Genomic DNA, 15861 nt, shown 5'->3' on the forward strand with positions numbered 1-15861 from the left:
GCCGCCGCACTGCCCGTCGTCCGGTCAGGCGCCAAGCCCGGCGGGCCCGGCAGGCACCGCCGGCCGGAGCGGGGCCGCGCGCTCCCGGAAGCCCCGCCCGACGTGCAGGATCGTTCCGGTGTGGAACTCCCGGACGCCGAACGCCGGATCGCCGCCCGGCTGCTGCTCGCCCACCCGCTGGTCACCGCCTCCGGCTCGCACGCCGACGGCTTCCCGCTGATCCGCCGTCACCGCGACTGGCTCATCGAGCGCTTCGACACCCTGCTCGGCTACCGCTTGGTGGTCGGCCCCTGGCACGCCCGGCTCTGCAAGGCCGGCCTCGGCCCCGGTGCCGGCCGCCGCCTCGAACACCCCGTCACCGGTGCCCCGTTCACCCCGGCCGGCTACGCCCGGCTCGCCCTCGTCCTGGCCCTGCTCGTCGACGCCCCCGAGCAACTCCGGTACGGGCGGCTGCTCGACGCGATGCGGGCCGCCGCGCCCGACCTCGCGGCCGACCCGACCGCCCTCGGGATGGCGCTCGCCGCGCTGGCCGACTGGCAGGTGCTGGGCGACCTGCCGGCCGATCCGGCCGACACCGCCTTCGTGCTGACCGTCGACCGCGAACTCGCCCGCGCCGTCCCGGCCGGCCGGCCCGCGCTCGCCGACGACGCCGCCGACCTCATCCGCCGCGCCGCCGAGGCCGAGCCCGGCACCGCCGTACGCCGGCTCCTCGCCGAGACGCCCGCCGTCCTCGCCGCCGACCTCCCCGAGGACCGGCGCGCCTGGCTGCACGAGCACCGGCTCAGCGGCCCGGCCGCGCTCGCGGAGTTCCTCGGGCTGGAGGCCGAACTGCGCGCCGAGGGCGTCGCCCTGCTCGACCCGGCCGCCGAACTCACCGACCTCGCCCTCCCCGGTACCGGCACCCTCGCCCAGGCCGCCCAGCTGCTGATCGAGTGCCTGGTCGAGGAGGTCCGCCCGCTGCCCGGCGAGGGCGGGGAGAGCGGCGAGGGCGACGTCCCGATCTCCGACGCGCTGATAGACGGCCTGCTCGGCGACATCGCCGACGACCACGACCTCCCCGCGCGCTACCTCGCCGACCGCACCGCCCTGCGCCGCGACGCCCTCGACCTCCTGCACCGCCTCGGGCTGATCACCCCCACCCCCCGCACCACATGGCTCCTCCGCCCCCCGGCCGCCCGCTACGCCCCGGCGCCCGACCTCCACCCCACCCCGGGCACCGGCCGCCACTCCCGCCCCACCGGCCCGGCCCCGGCCCCGGCCTCTGTGCCGACCCGTGAGGGCCTGCGGGCGTAGGGCGGGTCCGGTGAGCCCGGTGCGCCGGCTCTCAACTCCCTGTTCCGGAGTCCCTGTTCCGGGGCCCCGATGACGGTTCCCCGATGACGGTTCCCCGTCCGGCCGCCGGGGTGTCCCCCGGCGGCCGGACGGCCGGACCGGGCGGGTGCTCAGGCCGGGATGAGGGCGTCCCACTGGTCGCGGGTCGGGCCGTCGTGCTGCGGGGTGAAGTCCGGGTTGGCGGCCAGCCAGGCGGTGACGGCGCGGTCGACCTCCTCGGTGCCGTAGGCCTCCTTGGCCGGCCGGACGAGGTGGCGGGCATGGGCACGGGCCCGCATGACGACGGGGTCGTCGAAGGCGCAGGCGGCGAGGGCGGCGGCGCGGCGCTCCGGGAGCTGTGAACCGCCGTTGAGGCGCTGCTCGTTGGCGCGGTCGGCGGCCACCTGCTCGTCGAACAGCGGGCGGAGGTTCCGGCCGGCCCAGGCGTGGTAGCCGGTGGGGTCCGCGGCGACCTGGTCGGCGTGGGCGGCGAGGTACTGGGCAGTGCGCAGGCCGAGGGCCACGCCGTGGCCGAGGGTGGGGTTGGTGTGGATGAGGCTGTCCCCGGTGTTGACCAGGCCGGTGACGACGGGCCCGGCGTCGTCGGCGAGGGAGGTCCAGCGGTTGTCCAGGCCGGCCATCGGCAGGACGGCCGACAGGGGTTCGGGGTCGAGGTCGAGCCAGGCGGCGCAGGCGGGGAAGCGGCGGGCGACGGCCTCGAACACGGCGGGGTCGACGAGCGAGGCGCGGGTCGGATCGCCGGTGGAGATGATCATGCTCAGCGCGAAGGTGTCGTTGTCGGAGGGGAAGACGCCGGCCAGCGCGAAGGCCGCGGCCGAGCCGGTCCTGACCCGCCCGGGGTCGCGCGGGCCGTCGGCGCGCAGCCGGTACCAGCGGCACAGGTAGGTGATCCCGGTGCGGTGGCTGTCGGTCACGGGCGGGCGGCAGCCGGCCTCGACCAGCCAGCGGGGCACCGGGGAGCGGCGCCCGGCCGCGTCGATGACGAGGTCCGCCCGGTGGGTCTCGCCGCCCACCCGTACGCCGGTGACCCGGGGCGGGTCGCCGCGCCGGACGGCGAGGGCGCTCACCCGGCGGCCGCGCCGCACCTCGATGCCGGGTTCCCGCCGTACGCCCGCGGCCAGGGCGGCCTCCAGCACGATCCGGCGGGTGCGCAGGGTCACCAGTTCCTCGTCGCCGCCGCGGTGCGGCGGGTGCTCGTCGAACCAGTCGAAGTCGTGGTACTCGTACGCGCCGCGGGCCAGCAGGTCCGCGTAGACGTCGGGGGCCTCGGCCCGCAGCACCGTGCGGACGGGGGCGAGGAAGGAGTGCGGCTGGTCGGCCTGGGGGACCCTCGGCCGGTTCCACTGGAAGAAGTCCTGGTTCAGGTCGTCCCCGGCCTGCCGCGTCTCCTGTTCGAACAGCGTGACCTTGTGGCCCCGCCGACCGAGCAGGAGCGCCGTTCCCAGCCCGCTGATACCGCCACCGATGATCGCAACCCGCGCCACTGCATCCCCTTCGCGTCGTGTTGCGGAACGATCTTAGGGTTTGCCGATCTTGGGATCGGAGCCGCCCCCGTCGTTCCGGCTCAGGAACGACGGAAGCACCGCGTCCGGGGGGCGGACGGCGGTGCCGGAAGGGTCGGGCCGGTGGCGCGGGCCGGGTCGGCTACTTGCTCGCCGTCATGGTGGCGAGCGGGCCGTGCTGGACGGTCTCCACGGTGGCGCCCACCCCGAGGGTGCCGAGGGCGATGGAGGCGAGGACGGCGGTGCAGGCGAGCAGACGGCGGTGGCGCTGGGGGAGCGGGAAGCGCGGTTCCTGGTAGGGCGCCTGAGGGCTGGCGTTCATGACAGGGAGGCTCCCAGGGCGGTGTGAACGGTCGGTACGCGCGGGTGAAGTCCGGACGGGGATCCGGCGTCGGTTGGCCGCATACACCCCACCCGGCCGGCGGGTGGGGCGTATCCGCTGGTCAGCGCCGTGCCCGGGAGGGCGTCCGGCGCCCGGCTCAGCGGTGTGGACCGCGTTCGGCGAGGGCCTCGCCGACGGCGACCCGGACGGCGTCCCGCAGGCCGTGGGCGGGGTGGAAGCGGGAGGGGCCGGCCGCCGGGTCCTCCCGGAGCTCCTTCACCAGGGAGACGCACAGCAGCAGCATCACCACCACGAAGGGCAGGGCGACCAGGATCGTCGCGTTCTGCAGCGCGGTCAGCCCGCCGGCCAGCAGCAGGGCGGCGGCGACCCCGCCCATCAGCACGCCCCAGACCACCACCAGCGGGGTGCGCGGGTGCAGCGAGCCGCGGCTGGAGAGCGAGCCGAGCACCAGGGAGGCGGAGTCGGCGCTGGTGATGAAGAAGGTCATCACCAGCAGCACCGCGACCACGCTGGTGACCGAGCCGAGCGGCAGCGAGCGCAGCATCTCGAACAGCGAGGCCTCCGGGCCGCGCGGGATGGTGGCGACCAGGTCGGCCGCGCCCGTACCGACCAGCCGGATCGCGGTGCCGCCCATCACGCAGAACCAGATGACCGTCGCCCCGCTGGGCACCAGCAGCACGCCGAGCAGGAACTGCCGGATGGTGCGGCCGCGCGAGATGCGGGCGATGAAGGTGCCGACGAAGGGTGCCCAGGAGAGCCACCAGGCCCAGTAGAAGATCGTCCAGGAGCCGAGCCAGCTCTCGTCGGTGAAGGCACCGGTCTGGGTGGACATGCCGAGAAGGTCGGAGAGGTAGCCGCCGACGGTGGCCGGGATCGAGTCCAGGGCGAAGACCGTCGGCCCGAAGACGAAGACGAAGAGCATGATCAGCGAGGCCAGCACCACGTTCGCGGTGGAGAGCCACTTGACGCCCTTGTGCACGCCGGAGAAGGCGGAGAGCACGAAGGCGGCGGTCAGCGAGCCGATGATGACCAGCTGGGCGTTCTGGGTGTTGCGGACGGAGGTGATGTACCCGAGCCCGTCGGCGACCTGCAGGGCGCCGAGGCCGAGGCTGGTCGCGGAGCCGAAGACGGTGGCGAAGACGGCCAGCAGGTCGATGGTGCGCCCGGTCCAGCCGTCCGCGCCGCGCTGCCCGATCAGCGGGACGAAGGCGGCGGAGATCCGGTTGCCCCTGCCCTTGCGGAAGGTGGTGTAGGCGAGGGCGAGGCCGCCGACCGCGTAGATCGCCCACGGGTGCAGGGTCCAGTGGAAGAGCGAGAACTCCAGTGCCTGCTGGGCGGCGGCGGGGCTCTGCGGTTCCAGGCCGGAGCCGGGCTGCGGGGCCGCGAACAGCTGGAGGGGCTCGCCGACGCCGTAGAACATCAGGCCGATGCCCATGCCCGCGCTGAACATCATGGCCACCCAGGCGAGGGTGGAGAACTCGGGCTTGTCGTCGTCGCGGCCGAGCCGGATCCGGCCGAAGCGGCTGAAGGCGAGCAGTACGGTGAGGGCGAGGAAGACGTCGGCGGCCACCACGAACAGCCAGCCGAAGTTGTGCAGCACCCAGCCGAGCGCGGTGCTGGAGGTCCGGCCGAGGGAGTCCTCGGCGAACACGCCCCAGGCGACCACCGCCAGCACCAGGGCGGCGCTGATGCCGAAGACCGCCCGGTCGGTGGGGAGGGTGGCGGCGGGCTCGCCGGGTTCGTCGGGCTCCGTCGTGCGAGGGGAGGGCTGCGGCGGCTGGCTGCTCATCGGGCGGACCTCTCGACATACTCGGAGCACGGGGGAATCGGGATGTATGTCGCACTATGTCCAGTCGGCGCCGCTTGGGGCCGGGCGGCGCGCCGGAGAGCCGCCGGGGTCGGGACTTGCGACCCGTCAGGCCGCCCGCTCCCCGCCGGCTCGGCCCCGGCCCGCTCCGGTGCGTCAGCCCTCCGCGAACTCCATGACCGCCTCGCCCAGTTGGGGCAGTGCCTCGATCATCGGCGGGTGCCCGTAGGGGAGTTCGACGTGGAGGGCGCCGGGGGGCCCTCGGCGGCGCCGATGGCCGGCCGGTCGGCGTACTCGTCCGGGCTGGGCGCGCGGGGCGGGGGTGTCGGACGGCACGGGTGCTCCTCGGTGTTCGGTGCGGCGGGGCTTGTTCCGGCACCGGGAACACCAGGAGTCCACACCGGTGAGAAGGTCAGCGCCGGGTCCGGATGGAAACCCCTGTCCGCCGCCCAGGTCACGGAACGCGTCGGAGCGCCTACGCTGGGAGAAAGGAGTGCCATCCGGACAGTGCCGTCCGGATGCCGCCGCGCTCCGCCGCCGGGGCGCCCACCCGCCCGCGTTGGCCGCCCCGGTGTGCGCCCCGGGCCGGGCGGCCGCCGAGGAGGTGCCAGGCCCGTGCCCGGAAGCGTCAACCTGCCCGGGATCGTCAAGCCACTGCCTGCCGAGTGGTTCGTCCAGCGCGACACCAACGCCGAGATGCGCTGGGAGGCGCTGCGCGACGCCGACGGCGGGGCCGCCGTCGGCCGGCACGTCCCGGTGGAACGGTTCTTCGTCCGCAACCACACCAGCACCCCGCTGATCGACCCGGTCGCCTGGCGGCTGCGGCTGTTCGGCAGCGGCCTGCGCGGCGCCCCGGGGCCGGAGCGGGCGGTCGAGTTCGGCCTGGCCGACCTGCGGGCGCTGCCCGCCACCCGGATCGACGCGCTGATCGAGTGCGCCGGCAACGGCCGCAGTTTCTTCCACCGCCAGCAGGGCCAGCGCGTCCCCGGCACCCCGTGGACGCTGGGCAGCATCGGCTCGGCGGCCTGGCGGGGCGTCCGGCTGGCCGAGGTGCTGCGCGCCGCCGGGCTGACCGACCGCGCGGTGGACGTGCTGCCCACCGGCCTGGACCCGGACTACGTCGTCGACGGCACCAACTACGGCCCGGTGCGCCGCCCGCTGCCGATCGCCAAGGCACTGGACGACGCGCTGCTCGCGTACGAGATGAACGGGGCGCCGCTGACCCCCGACCACGGCGCGCCGGTACGGCTGGTGGTGCCCGGCTGGGTCGGCATCGCCTCGATCAAGTGGGTCGGCGGCGTCGAGGTGGCCGACCACCCGCTCCACTCGCCCTGGAACACCGAGTTCTACCGGATGTTCGGCCCGGACCATCCACCCGGCGGCGGCCCCGCGCTCACTGCCCAGGTGGTCAAGTCCGCCTTCGAACTGGCCGAGGGCGCACGGCTGGAGGCCGGGCGCGAGCACCGGCTGCACGGGCGCTCGTGGTCCGGCACCGCCCCGGTGCGGCTGGTCGAGGTGAGCACCGACGGCGGCCGGAGCTGGCGGCACGCCGAACTGGACGAGCAGGCGCGCGCCGGCGACTGGACGCGCTGGAGCCTCGACTGGCGGCCCGAGCGGCCCGGCGGCTACGAGCTGCGCGCCCGCGCGACGGACCACCGGGGCGCCACCCAGCCCGAGCGGGCGGCGTTCAACCGCGAGGGCTACCTGTTCGGCGCGGTGGTGGCGCACCCGGTGACGGTCGGCTGAGCCGACCGCTCAGCCGGTGGACTGGACCTCGTACGGGGCCGGGTAGTGGGTCTCGTACGGGGTCAGCACCAGCCGCACCACGTCCTCCAGTCGCCGCCGGGCGTCCCCGAGGGTGGTGCGGCCGGTCACCCAGGCGGTCAGCTCGCCCTGCCAGGCGTGCGCCACGATGTGCCGCACCAGCTCGCTGGCCGCTGTCGGCACCTCGGCCGTCACCGCCTGGAGGGCGGTGCTGTCGGCCCGGGCCATGCCTTGCAGCGCCTCGCTGGCGAAGGGGTCGGTGGAGGCGGCGACGGCCACCCGGAGCCGCGCCAGCTCGGGCTGGCGCTGGTAGGCCCGCATCCCGCCCCGGACGAACCGGACCGCCCGATCGGTGGCCCCCAGCCCGGCGCGCGGCCCCCGCAGCTCGGCCACCAGATCCGCCAGCAGCAGGCGGTGCCACTCGGCGATCGCCGCCGCCAGGAGGTGGTCCTTGGAGGAGAAGTAGCGGTACGCCGTCCCCAGGGCGACTCCGGACCGCTCGCAGACCTGCTTCATCTGCAGCCGCTCGACGCCGATCTCGTTCACCAGGGCGAGCGCGGCCGCGATCAGGCTTTCGCGGCGTTCGAGCTGACGCGGAGACATCGCCTCCACCGGCCGTGGTGACAGGTCAACCTTGGTCACCCGCACCATGATACGGGCCGGGACCGCTCAGGAGTATGACGCCGACCGGCCCCCTTCCGTTCGCCCGGCGGTCACCACGCTCCTCCCGGGGGCGCACCGGGGGCCCCGGGGGCGTTCGTGGTGGCCGCCGCAGCGCCCCGGGAGCTACGGCATCCTCCGGATCAGCGCCTCCTGGACGGCCGAGGCGACCAGCCGGCCGTCCCGGTCGTAGAACTCGCCGAGGGCCAGGCCCCGGCCGTCCGAGGCGGACGGGCTGCGCTGGGCGAAGAGCAGCCACTCGTCGGCCCGGAAGGGCCGGTGGAACCACATCGCGTGGTCCAGCGAGGTCATCAGCAGCCGGGGCGGTTCGGTGCGCTGGAAGAAGTTCGGCTGCTCGTGCAGCCCGGCGGTGGAGGCCAGGGTGAGGTCGGACAGGTAGGCGAGCGCGCAGGTGTGCAGCAGCGGGTCGGTGCCCGGCAGCGGGGTGGCGATGCGCAGCCAGACGAACTGCTGCGGCATCCCCGGGGCGTCCGGGGGCATGCCCGGGGCGTCCGGCGGCACGAAGCGCAGTTCGAGGTCGCGGAAGCCGTCGGTGGCCTTGATCGCGGTGCGCAGCTCCTCGTCCCAGTGCGAGAAGGCGTCCGGCAGGGTCTCCGGGCCGGGCAGCGGGGGCATCTCGCGGTGGCGGTCGCCGGCGGCCGGCTCGGGGAGTTTGAAGGAGGCGGTGAGGTTGAAGATCTCGTTCCGGTCCTGCACCGCCCGGACCCTGCGGGTGGTGTAGGTGAAGCCCTCGCGCAGCCGGTCCACCTGGTACTCGATCGGCCGGGTCGGGTCTCCGGGCAGCAGGAAGTAGCCGTGCAGCGAGTGCACCGCGCGCTTGGCGGCGCAGGTGCGCCCGGCGGCGGCGAGGGCCTGGGCGGCGACGTGCCCGCCGAAGGCGCGCATCGGGGCGCCGGCGTGGCAGTGGCCCCGGAACGTGTTCTCGTCCAGCTGCTCGATCTCCAGCAGTTCGGCGAACGGGGCGGCCGGGGCGGGCTCCCGCTCGGTCGGTCTCTGCTGTTCTGTCAGGTCGGTCACCGGCCCATAGTGGCAGAAGCCAACCGTGCGGTGGTGTGACCTGGGTTACGCACTCCGCCCGTAGAACGTGTTCCAGTCCGACGCCGGCCCGCTGGACGGCGCCGGCGGCCGGAGCCTCGACCCGGCCACCTCGGGGGGCGGGGCCGGGCGGGGCGGGCGGGGGCGGTTCGGGCGGCGGGCGGGGCGTCAGGGCCCAGGGTGGGCGGGATTTCCGATCCGTCCCGTTCGCACCGGAGTGCTCGTGCTGTACGTTCGCCTGATCGTCCCGCCCGACCTGCGCGAGCCGGTGCTCGGCTGCCTGGACGACTCGGTCGGGGTGACCCACGTCGTGGACGGCTGACGGCTGACGGCTGACGGCTGACGGTGGATGGCTGATGGCGAACAGAGTTCAGCGAACAGAGTTCAACTGACAGCTTTCAGCGAACAGATTTCAGAGAACAGAATTTGAAATCTGTTCGCTGCGCCCCGCCACCGGCTCACACGCCTCCGTCCGCCTCGCCACCAGCGGCTCGATGCCCCGCGGGGTCGCCGCGACGGCGCGCCACCACAGTCGCAGGGCCGGGGGGTCGGCGGGTTCGAAGGGCTTGCCGGGGCGGGGCACCGCCAGGTGGGCGCCGAGCGCCTGGGCGGCGATGACCACGCGTTCGGCGGGCTCCTCCCAGGGGTGGATCGCCAGGTTGAAGGTGCACCAGTGGATCGGCAGCAGCAGCTCGCCGCCCAGGTCCAGGTGTGCCCGGACGCCCTCCTCCGGGGTCATGTGCACCTCGGGCCAGAACTCGCTGTACGCGCCGACCTGCATCATCGTCGCGTCGAACGGGCCGAGCCGGCGCCCGATCTCCGCGAAGCCCGGGAAGTAGCCGGTGTCCCCGCTGTGGAAGATCCGGTGCCCGCCGCCCGCGATCACCCAGGACGCCCACAGGAACAGCGCGCTGGTGCGCGGACCGCGGCTGCAGTAGTGCCGGGCGGGCGTGGCGGTCAGGGTCAGCCCGGCGACCTCGGCCGACTCCCACCAGTCCAGTTCGACGATCCGCCGGGCCGGTACCCCCCAGTGCTCCAGGTGCGCCCCGACCCCGAGCGGGACCGCGAACACCGCGCCGCTGCCGATCAGGGCCCGTACGGTGCGCATGTCGAGGTGGTCGTAGTGGTCATGGGAGATCACCACCACGTCCACCGGCCCGAGTTCGGACAGCGGCAGCGGCACCGGGTGCAGCCGCTTGGGCCCGGTCCAGCCGAACGGGGAGCAGCGCTCGCCCCAGACCGGGTCGATCAGGACGCGTCGTCCGCCGATCTCGGCGAGCACGGTGGCGTGCCCGAGCCAGGTGAGCCGTAAGCCGGAGGCGGGCGGGGTGGCGAGGTCGACCGGGAGCAGCCGGTGCACCGGTACGGCGGCGGCCGGTGCCCGGCGGGTCTTGTCCCCGCTGAGCTGGGCGAGGGTGATCTCCAGCGGGCTCCGCTCGTAGACCAGGCGGCGGGTCGGCACGGGATTGCGGAAGGCACCGTCGGCGAACTGGGGCGAGCGGCGGATCCGGGCCAGCCGCTCGCCCCGGGGTTCGGCCCCGAAGGCCTCGGTGCGGACCCGGTGCCAGGCAGCGCGGGGCAGTCCGGCCAGGCCGGGGAGGGCACGGTCCGGGCTGACGCAGCCCCGGGCGAGACCGTCGGCGGCAGTTCCGGCGGGTTCGGCAGTTCCGGCAGTTCCGGCAGGTCCGGCGGGCGGTGGGGCGAACTGTGCGGTCAGACCGGCGATACGGGAGAACCACGAGACGGGGCGGGGCACGGCTCCTCCAGGGACGGTCACGGCTACCGGGCTGGCCGGGGCGCGTACCCCGGGGCGGATGAGGCCACTGGGGTACGACAACCATCTCGTCGGACGTTACTCGCCGTGGGCCGTTCGGACTCGGTGGAGGGCCCGGCACGGTCCAATCGGCGTACCCGGCGCCTGGTGGACCGCCCGCCGCCCCGCCTCGCCATATCCCGCCCGCCGCCCCGCCTGCCGCCCCGCGCACCCGTCCCGGGCGCGCCGCTACGCGTAGAAGCGGGTGATCGCCTCCGCGACGCAGTGCGGCTTGGCGCTCTGCTCGCTGGTGATGGTGAACCGCACCACCGCCTGGACCCCGCCCGGCACCTCGGTGGCGGAGAGGAGCTCGGCGGTGGCCCGGATCGCCGTGCCCACCGGTACCGGGGCCGGGAAGCGGACCTTGTCCGAGCCGTAGTTGAGCGCCATCCGCACGCCCTCGACGCCGTAGCACTCCTTGGCCAGCACCGGGATCATCGACTGGGTCAGGTAGCCGTGCGCGATGGTCGAGCCGAACCGGCTCTCCTTGGCGCGCTCCGGGTCCACGTGGATCCACTGGTGGTCTCCGGTGGCCTCGGCGAAGAGGTCGATGGTCCGCTGGTCGATGGTGTGCCACTCGCTGGTGCCCAGTTCGGTGCCGACGGCGGCGGTCAGCTCGGCGAGGGAGGCGAAGGTCGTCACGGTGCGCTCCTGGAGGGGGACGGGCCCCGGGGAGGGGTCAGGACGCCGGAAGCGTATGCCTACCCGCCGGTACCTGTCAGGACCGGAGTGCGAAATCAGCGGACTGCGACGCGCGGGCTCAGGGCCGCGGCAGCGGCCGCCCGAGCGGGCCCGGCCCCGGCGCGCCCCGGCCGGCCGGGCCCTGCCCGTCAGGGAACAGCCGCCGGCCGCTGACCAGCTCCGGCACCAGCGCGATGAACAGCGGCTCCGGGTCGCCCACCCACGGCCGCAGTCCGGAGCGCAGCGCCCGCCGCACCTGCTCGGGCTCGCTGACCGCGTCGGCCCGCCCGTGCACCAGCACGCTCCACCCGGTGCGGGTGACCGGGTCCAGCAGGTCCGCCTGGAAGGCCACCACCGTGCCGTCAAGCCCGCGCGCGGTGGCACTTCCCCGGCGTACGGCGAGCACCAGCCGCCCGTCCAGGACCTCGAAGGAGACCGGCAGGACGGCGGGCAGCGCGTGCTCGGTGTACACCACGCGCCCGACGGGCACGGTGCTGAGCAGCCGCAGGCACTCGGCCTCGCTCAGGGTCTCCGCACGGTCCTCACGCTCCATGCGTCCGATCGTCCTCGGTCGACGGGTGCGTCGATAGGGCCCATGGTCCCTGAGCGGAGGGGCCGGGAGCCCCGTCGGCGCCCGCCCGGAGCGGTAGCCTGCCCGGCGTCGGGATCGGTGGAGGGGCGGGCGCAGGAGGGGGCGGACGGATGGCCGGCGGGGTCGATCTGGTGGTGATCGGGGCGGACGGCGGGCCCGACCGGGCCTACGGCGGTTCGGCGCACGCTCCGGCGGGCGCCCGGCTGCTGGCCGAGGTGCTGCCCGGGATGTGCTTCGACACCGGCGCCGCGGGCTGCCGGGTGAGCGCGGTGGCGCCGGACGCGGACGCCAACGCGATGCTCACCGCCGTCCGGGACGCCGCCCAGCACCCCGGCCGCTGGCTGGTGGTGTGCCTGGTCGGCCAGTTGGTGGCCGACCCGCGCGGGCGCCGGCTCGCCCTGGTCACCCCCGGCAGTACCCCCGACAACGCCTACCGGCGCGGCCTGGCCTGGGACTGGGTGGTCAGCGCGATGGTGCACGGCGACCAGGAGGAGGCGCTGCTGCTGGTCGACGCGGTGGCCGACCGGGACACCTGGACGGCGCTGGAGCGGGCCGGCGAGGACACCGCGGGCGAGCTGCTCAGCTATTCCAGGGTCCCGCTCTGGGGCCGGATCGGCCGCTACGCCGCGGGCAGCCGGTACGCCCCGGGCAGACGCGGCCGGGACACCGTACTGCCGGGCGAGGAGGGCTCGTTCAGCCGGGCGCTCACCACGGTCCTGCGGCAGGGCGTCCCGGGTGCCCCCGCGGCCGTCGCCCCGGTGGACCTCCAGCCTGCCGTGGCCGGCCTGCTCGACGGGGGCGATCCGTCCGGTAGTTCGGGTGCGCCGGGCGTGCGCCTGCTCGTTCCGCCGCAGGGCGGGCGCCTGTTGATGCGCAATCGGGCCGCAGTTCGGGGCGCATTGGCCGGATTGTCGCTTTCCGAGGAACTGTTGGCCGTTCTGTGGCGGGAAAGTGCCCCGACGGAACCGCCCTCCGCGTAAGGTCAGGGGGCCTGAGGTGTTGCCGTGATGGGGTGGGTTGGCGAAGAATCGATCCCCAGCGGAAACACCGGCGGGACTTCGGAATTCTCCTGGCGGCCGTGGATCACGGATCGGCTCGGTCGCGACGAGGTGGGGCGATGCGGCAGCGCGGAAATGTGTTGCGCCCTGGGGCGGTTGGGACTGGCGGGGCGGTACTGGTGTTACTGCTCGGCGCTTGTGCGAGCGGTGGCGCCGGTGGTTCCGTCGATCGTCTCGGGTCGCCCGCGCCCACGGTCGCGGGAGTGAACCCGTTAACTCCTTCGGGTGGTTCGGCAAACGCCACGATCGCGCCGACCGACGGCCCGGAAGGGGCGATGGGGCGGCTGGCCCTGAGCGCATATCAGGACTGGTGGCGGGCCCAGGCCGAGGCGTACGGGCGTACGGATTCGGACGGATCGGCACTGGAGCAGTACTCCTCCGGGCGGGCGCTTTCGGACGCCCTGGTCGGCCTCCACCAACTCCACGACGCCAAAGTGGTGATGACCGGAGCGCCGCGCAATTCCGCGGTGGTGAAGGCGATTGATCTGAAAGCCGATCCGCAGACCGCCGTGATCGAGGACTGTGTCGATCTCTCGGGCTGGCGCCGGGTCGATCCCGTCACCCGGGCGGCGAAGGATCCGGGTGGGCGGCTGGACCGGTATGTCGCGACGGCTTCGCTGCGCAGGTTCCAAGCACATTGGCTGATCTACGAGTTCACACGGGAGGTGGACCGGACATGCTGAACGCGCGGAAACCGGCCGGACGATTCGCGGCCGTCGCGTCGTTGACGGCCGGGTTGCTGCTGTCCTCGGCGGTGACGGCGACGGCGGACGAACCCCCGAGCGGCGGGGCCGAACAGTGTTTCCCGAACGTGATCTGCGCCCACGCCAATTCCGGTGGAACGACCGCCACCGGGAATCCGGGGGGCGGTGGCGGAGGGTCGTCGGACGGCGGCTCGGACCTGTGCGGCTACCACGGCGTGCAGTGGGCGTGCTACGACCCCCAGTGGGGCTCGTTCGACAGCGGCGAGGGCTGCTACTACCGCGAGTTGGACCAGCAGCCCCCGGCGAGCGACTCGGCCTGGGGCACCAACAAGCCCACCGACGGCTCGATCTACTCGAAGGTCTGCCCGCAGACGGGCGGGGGCCAGGACGGCGCCCAGTTCGTGTTCGTGCCCACCGGGCAGCGGGTGAAGAGCGTGGCGGAGCTCAAGCGGGAGGCGAGGGACAAGGTCCACCTCCCGGTGCCGGTGGGCCGGGTTGCGCCCGGCGGGACGGCGGTGGTCAACGCGCCGGTCTGGCTCTGGGCGGACAACGTGACGCCGCCCAAGCCCGGGTACGCCGCGTCCGGCGGGGTGACCGTCACCGTCACGGCCCGACTGACCGGCACCACCTGGGACTTCGGCGCCGGCGGCACCAAGGACTGCGCGACCGCCGGGACACCGTACGACCCCAAGTACCAGGGCTCCGCATCCCCGGACTGCGGCTACCTGTTCAAGGTCGGCTCGGGCACCACCCGGGGCGGCGTCTTCAGTGCCACGGTGTCGACCCACTGGGTGGCCGACGTGGTCGTCACCGGGCCGAACCCGGAGAAGTACTCGATCCCTCCCATGCAACAGGACAGCGAACCGTTCACGGTCAAGGTCGCCGAGGTGCAGGTCCTCAACTGACCGCGCCACAAAGACCGTTCGGCCACTGACGATCCGGAAAGCGTACGAGGAAGGGCGGAACCCGGTGGAGAACCGTACATTCGCGACGCCGGGGTCCGGCACACCGGCGGGCGCCGCGGTGTCCGTGGCGGTGCCGGAGCAGCAGGAGCAGGGCCGGGGCCGGGCGACGCCGCACACCCCGGGCCGGACCATGCGGGCCCGGCGCCGCCGCCCCGCGGTGCTGGCGATGGCCGTCGCGCTGATCGCGGCCGGCGGGCTGGGCGGCGCCGCCCTCTACAACAGCACCGGCCAGCGGGTCGCGGTGCTGGCACTGGCCCGGGACGTGCCCTGGGGGCAGGTGATCACCGAGGACGACCTGGCGGTCGCCCGGATCGCCGGCGACCCGGCGCTGCACCCGGTCTCCGCTCAGGACCGGGCCAAGGCGGTCGGCATGCGGGCCGCCACCGACCTCAAGCGCGGCGCCATGCTGACCGGGGCGGACCTCGCCCAGGGCCTGACGGTGCAGCCCGGCCAGATCGTCGTCGGCGTCTCGGCCCGGCGTACCCAGCTGCCCGCCAGCCGGCTCCAGCCCGGGGTGCAGATCGTCGTGGTCAACACCCCCGACAACGGCCGGCCCGACTCGCTGGCCGCGACGGTCATCACCGTCGGCCGGGTGGACACCGACGGCAGCCAGGTGATCGATGTGGCGGTCGGCGCGGCGGACGGGCCCCGGCTGGCCCAATGGGTGGCCGGCGGGCGGATCCAGGTGCTGCTCGCGCCGCGGGCCGTCACCCCGGGCGGGTCCTCGACGGCCCCCGCCGGTGCGGCGCCCACCGGTGCGGCGCCCACCGGGACGGCACCCGCCGGTGCAGCACCCAGCGGGGCGCCCTCCGGCGCGGCCGGCGCGCCATCGGCCCCGGCCGGAACGGGTGGCGCCTGATGGCGGTGATCGCGGTGGTCGGCGGCCCGGGCGCGCCCGGGGCGACCACCACCGCCCTGGCATTGCTGCTCGCCTGGCCGCTCCAGCCCGGCCGCCGGATCGTCCTGGTCGAGGCTGACCCGGACGGCGGCGCGGTGCTCGCCGGAGCCCTGGAAGGCCGGGTCGAGGCGGTGTACGGGCTGCGCAACCTGGCCGTCGCCGACCGGCGGGGACTGCTCGCCCAGACCATCTGGGAGCAGCTGATCGACCTCTCGCCCGAGGGCAACGCCGAGCGGCTGCTGCTGCCCGGCCTCACCGACCCCGCCCAGGCGTCCGGCCTCGCCTACACCTGGGAGCCGCTCGCCGAACTGCTGCACGGCATCGAGCAGCAGGGCTACGACGTCATCGTCGACCTCGGCCGCTCCGGCGCCACCGGGACCAGCGCGGTGCTCGCCCGGCGCGCCGACGTGGTGGCGGTGACGGTCCGCAGCACCCTGCGCGGGCTCAGCGCCGCCCGCCCCCGGCTCGCCGCGCTCGGCGAGGACCTCGCCGCCGCCGGCACCGGGACGGACGCGCTCGGACTGCTGCTGGTCGCGGAAGGGCCGTACTCGGGCGCGGAGGTGTCACGCGAGTTCGGTCTGCCGCTGCTCGGGGTGCTGCCGCACGCCCCCCGCACCGCGCGGGTGCTCTCCGACGGCGGGGACACCACCGATCGGCGGTTCATCCGCTCGGAGCTGATGCGCACG

16 protein-coding genes are annotated in these 15861 nt (G+C 74.7%); 7 read left to right on the forward strand and 9 right to left on the reverse strand.

The features are described from left to right. Positions 1-1293, forward strand: a 1293-nt coding sequence (locus BG452_RS15585; RefSeq protein ID WP_317621060.1) for a DUF2398 family protein, incomplete at its 5' end; no start/stop codon positions are given. 149 nt (positions 1294-1442) lie between these two features. Here the strand turns inward: BG452_RS15585 and BG452_RS15590 are convergent. The 4 genes from BG452_RS15590 to BG452_RS15605 form a co-directional block, all read right to left on the reverse strand. Further along, entirely contained in the window at positions 1443-2816 is a 1374-nt protein-coding gene (locus BG452_RS15590; RefSeq protein ID WP_188304888.1) for an NAD(P)/FAD-dependent oxidoreductase, read from the reverse strand. 160 nt (positions 2817-2976) lie between these two features. After that, positions 2977-3156, reverse strand: coding sequence for a hypothetical protein (locus BG452_RS15595; protein WP_188304889.1), 180 nt, complete (start codon positions 3154-3156; stop codon positions 2977-2979). 157 nt (positions 3157-3313) lie between these two features. Further along, positions 3314-4966, reverse strand: a complete 1653-nt coding sequence (locus BG452_RS15600) for a BCCT family transporter (RefSeq protein WP_188304890.1) — start codon at positions 4964-4966, stop codon at positions 3314-3316. A gap of 174 nt (positions 4967-5140) precedes the next feature. Beyond that, complete coding sequence (locus BG452_RS15605) at positions 5141-5320, reverse strand: hypothetical protein (protein ID WP_188304891.1); 180 nt, start codon at positions 5318-5320, stop codon at positions 5141-5143. A gap of 279 nt (positions 5321-5599) precedes the next feature. Between BG452_RS15605 and BG452_RS15610 the strand changes: the two genes are divergently transcribed. Next, complete coding sequence (locus BG452_RS15610) at positions 5600-6730, forward strand: sulfite oxidase (protein WP_317621061.1); 1131 nt, start codon at positions 5600-5602, stop codon at positions 6728-6730. Positions 6731-6739: 9 nt separating this feature from the next. Here the strand turns inward: BG452_RS15610 and BG452_RS15615 are convergent, their stop codons facing one another. The 5 genes from BG452_RS15615 to BG452_RS15635 form a co-directional block, all read right to left on the reverse strand. Further along, positions 6740-7390, reverse strand: a complete 651-nt coding sequence (locus BG452_RS15615; RefSeq protein ID WP_188304892.1) for a TetR/AcrR family transcriptional regulator — start codon at positions 7388-7390, stop codon at positions 6740-6742. A gap of 144 nt (positions 7391-7534) precedes the next feature. Beyond that, positions 7535-8446 (reverse strand): acyl-CoA thioesterase, encoded by a 912-nt coding sequence (locus tag BG452_RS15620; protein WP_317621062.1) that lies wholly within the window; start codon positions 8444-8446, stop codon positions 7535-7537. A 430-nt stretch (positions 8447-8876) separates the two neighbouring features. Beyond that, positions 8877-10055 (reverse strand): MBL fold metallo-hydrolase, encoded by a 1179-nt coding sequence (locus BG452_RS15625; protein WP_188304902.1) that lies wholly within the window; start codon positions 10053-10055, stop codon positions 8877-8879. A gap of 411 nt (positions 10056-10466) precedes the next feature. After that, on the reverse strand, positions 10467-10919 hold the full coding sequence (locus BG452_RS15630) for a MaoC family dehydratase (protein WP_188304893.1): 453 nt from the start codon (positions 10917-10919) through the stop codon (positions 10467-10469). Positions 10920-11037: 118 nt separating this feature from the next. Beyond that, positions 11038-11511: a pyridoxamine 5'-phosphate oxidase family protein gene (locus BG452_RS15635; protein WP_188304894.1), complete on the reverse strand. Its 474-nt coding sequence runs from the start codon at positions 11509-11511 to the stop codon at positions 11038-11040. 149 nt (positions 11512-11660) lie between these two features. Between BG452_RS15635 and BG452_RS15640 the strand changes: the two genes are divergently transcribed. The 5 genes from BG452_RS15640 to BG452_RS15660 all read left to right on the forward strand — a co-directional run. Beyond that, positions 11661-12530, forward strand: a complete 870-nt coding sequence (locus tag BG452_RS15640; protein ID WP_188304895.1) for a hypothetical protein — start codon at positions 11661-11663, stop codon at positions 12528-12530. A 197-nt stretch (positions 12531-12727) separates the two neighbouring features. Further along, positions 12728-13291 (forward strand): hypothetical protein, encoded by a 564-nt coding sequence (locus BG452_RS15645; protein ID WP_188304896.1) that lies wholly within the window; start codon positions 12728-12730, stop codon positions 13289-13291. Further along, positions 13285-14217 (forward strand): hypothetical protein, encoded by a 933-nt coding sequence (locus BG452_RS15650; protein WP_188304897.1) that lies wholly within the window; start codon positions 13285-13287, stop codon positions 14215-14217. Before BG452_RS15645 ends, BG452_RS15650 begins: the two co-directional genes overlap by 7 nt. A gap of 64 nt (positions 14218-14281) precedes the next feature. Beyond that, positions 14282-15136 (forward strand): SAF domain-containing protein, encoded by an 855-nt coding sequence (locus BG452_RS15655; protein ID WP_188304898.1) that lies wholly within the window; start codon positions 14282-14284, stop codon positions 15134-15136. After that, positions 15136-15861: hypothetical protein (locus tag BG452_RS15660; RefSeq protein WP_188304899.1), on the forward strand; the 726-nt coding region annotated here is incomplete at its 3' end. The genes BG452_RS15655 and BG452_RS15660, both read left to right, overlap by 1 nt.

The sequence above is a fragment of the Streptomyces sp. CBMA123 genome (assembly GCF_014596465.1).
In the GTDB taxonomy this organism is placed as follows: Bacteria; Actinomycetota; Actinomycetes; order Streptomycetales; family Streptomycetaceae; genus Kitasatospora.